Source organism: Stenotrophomonas sp. P5_A8 (assembly GCF_056400545.1).
The window spans coordinates 1-2,403 of the sequence record NZ_JBFULB010000454.1 but is presented as its reverse complement, the minus strand read 5'-3'; the positions used below and the strand labels follow the sequence as shown (position 1 = coordinate 2,403).

The following is a 2,403-nucleotide window of genomic DNA, read 5'->3' as shown; positions in this document are numbered from 1 at the left end:
GCCTGTCGCTGGGCCTGAGCGCCTGCGACCGCGACGCGGCCGCCCCTGCCGCCACCACGCCGGACACCGCCGCCACCGCCGCACCGGCCGCGCCAAAGCCGCAGCTGGGCAGCTTCGGCTTCGATGCCGCCGGCATGGACCGCAGCGTCGCCGCCGGCGATGACTTCTTCGGCTTCGCCAACGGCACCTGGGTGAAGAACACCGAGATTCCCGCCGACCGCTCCAGCTACGGCAGCTTCAATGTCATCTCCGAGAAAACCCTGGCCGATACCCGCGCCATCCTCGAAGGGGCCGCTGCCGATACCAAGGCCAGCGGCGAGACCAAGCTGATCGGCGACTACTACGCCGCGTTCATGGATGAGGCCGGCATCGAATCGCGCGGCGTGGCGGCGGTGAAGCCGGAGTTGGACGCGATCGGCGGCATCGCCGACAAGGCCGCGCTGGCCACCACCTTGGGCGGCACCCTGCGCGCCGACGTGGACCTGCTGAATGCGACCAACTTCTACACCGACCGCCTGTTCGGGGTGTGGGTGTCGGTGGACCTGCTGCAGCCGGACCGCAACGCGCCCTACCTGGTGCAGGGCGGCCTGGGCCTGCCGGACCGCGATTTCTACCTGCAGGGTGGCCGCATGGCCGAGCTGCGCAAGCAGTACCAGGCCTATATCGCGCAGATGCTGCAGCTGGCCGGCGTCGCCGATCCGGCGGCCAAGGCGCAGCGCATCCTGGCGCTGGAGACCAAAATCGCCCAGGCCCATGCCACCCAGGAAGACACCAACGACGTGGCCAAGGGCGCCAACGCCTGGAAGCAGGCCGACCTGAGCGCGAAGGCGCCGGGCATGGACTGGCCGGCCTTCCTGGCCGGGGCCAAGCTGGATGCGCAGCAGGACTTCATCGTGTGGCAGCCCAAGGCCGTGGCCGGCATTTCGCGCCTGGTGGCCACCGAGCCGCTGGACGTGTGGAAGGACTACCTGGCGTTCCACGCGCTGGACCGCGCCGCGCCGTACCTGCCCAAGGCCTTCGCCGACGCGCGCTTCGCCTTCCACGGCACCACCCTCAACGGCACGCCGCAGCAGAGCGAGCGCTGGAAGCGTGCGGTGGACGACAGCAACCACGCCGTCGGCGAGGCGATCGGCAAACTGTACGTGGAGCGTCACTTCGACCCGGCCACCAAGGCACGTGCCGATGAAATGGCCAAGAACATCATCGCCGCGTTCGCCAAGCGCATCGATGCGCTGGACTGGATGTCGCCGCAGACCAAGGCGCACGCCAAGGCCAAGGTGGCCGGGCTGACCGTCGGCATGGGCTACCCGGACACGTGGCGCGACTACACCGGCCTTGAAATCAAGCGCGACGACGCGCTGGGCAATGCGGCGCGCGCCGAGCAGTTCGAATACCAGCGCAACATCGCCAAGCTCGGCAAGCCGGTGGACCACAGCGAGTGGGCGATGCTGCCGCAGACGATCAACGCGATGAACGTGCCGCTGGAGAACCGGCTGGTGTTCCCGGCCGCGATCCTGCAGCCGCCGTTCTTCGACGGTGCGGCCGATGATGCGGTCAACTACGGTGCGATCGGTGCGGTGATCGGCCACGAGATCAGCCACGGGTTCGACAATGCCGGTGCGCTGTTCGATGAGACCGGCAAGCTGCACAACTGGTGGACGCCGGACGATCTGAAGAAGTTCAACGCGGCCGGCGATGCGCTGGCGGCGCAGTTCAGCAGCTACCAGCCGTTCCMGGGCGTGTCGGTGAACGGGCGTCTGACGCTGGGCGAGAACATCGCCGACGTAGCCGGTCTGGCCACGGCCTACGATGCGTACCAGTTGTCGCTGCAGGGCAAGCCGGGGCAGACGCTGGAAGGCTTCACGCCCGATCAGCGCTTCTTCCTGGGCTTCGCGCAGGCCTGGCGCAGCAAGGCGCGCGAGCAGGCGTTGCGCAATTCGCTGCTGACCAACGTGCATGCACCGGGCCAGTTCCGCGCGCTGACGGTGCGCAACCTGGACGCGTGGTACCCGGCCTTCGAGGTGAAGGAAGGCCAGAAGCTGTACCTGGCGYCGGACAAGCGGGTCAAAGTGTGGTGATGGGTTTTATCGCGTTGCGATGAAATGCAGAAAAACGGGCGCTTCGGCGCCCGTTTTTTTGTCTCCCTGCTGCTGCTTTATGCGTTGAAGAGCAGAAGCCAGATCAATAGCAGAGGGTGTGCGCTTCTACTGGCTTGGGCGGGTACGGGCGGGAGTGTGCCGTTGCGCACCGAAACAGCCGAGGGAAAATCGCCGCGCAGGCCCGCATCGGACCGTGATTCTTGAACTGCGCCGCTTCGCTTCTGTGCCCCGCGCTTCTTTGCTCTGTGCCCTTCGCTTTGTGCCTTCAAGTCTTGCCCATGGCCACCAGCCAACTGTCGAGGGT

At 67.0% G+C, this 2,403-nt stretch carries 1 protein-coding gene; it reads left to right on the top strand.

Annotated elements, in window-relative coordinates; genetic code table 11:
• The first annotated feature begins 2 nt into the window (after positions 1-2).
• Entirely contained in the window at positions 3-2,078 is a 2,076-nt protein-coding gene (locus AC1DQP_RS19465; protein ID WP_478052297.1) for a M13 family metallopeptidase, read from the top strand.
• Positions 2,079-2,403: the final 325 nt, after the last annotated feature.